A 292-nucleotide genomic window follows, 5' to 3' on the forward strand; every position below is an offset into this window, starting at 1 on the left:
CCCAAAGCGCGTCGAGACCGGCGAGCGACGCGGCGACCGCATCGCGCCCGCCCGCCTTCGCCGCCGCCTCGACCGCCTTCAACCGCTCCCGCAGCGCCACCGCCCCGAAAACCGCCGCGCTGCCGGCTGCGGCACCTTGAACGGGGCGCCGCCAAACGTCCGGAATTACCCTGCGACTTCGATCCTGTCGAGTTGCCAGATGCTGCGGGAGTAGATGACTTCGGAGCGGTATTCGGGGGTGTCGTCGTAGGGGTAGACGATCCAGAGGGGGCCCTTGTCGCGGACCTGCATC

Annotated in this window: 1 pseudogene; it reads right to left on the reverse strand. The window is 69.5% G+C overall.

Annotation, left to right across the window (positions count from 1 at the left end):
* Positions 1–165: 165 nt before the first annotated feature.
* Positions 166–292 (reverse strand): annotated as a pseudogene (locus tag EU805_RS17800) (oxidoreductase); the annotation flags it as partial.

Source organism: Salipiger sp. IMCC34102, from assembly GCF_004145405.1.
Lineage (GTDB): Bacteria > Pseudomonadota > Alphaproteobacteria > Rhodobacterales > Rhodobacteraceae > Loktanella.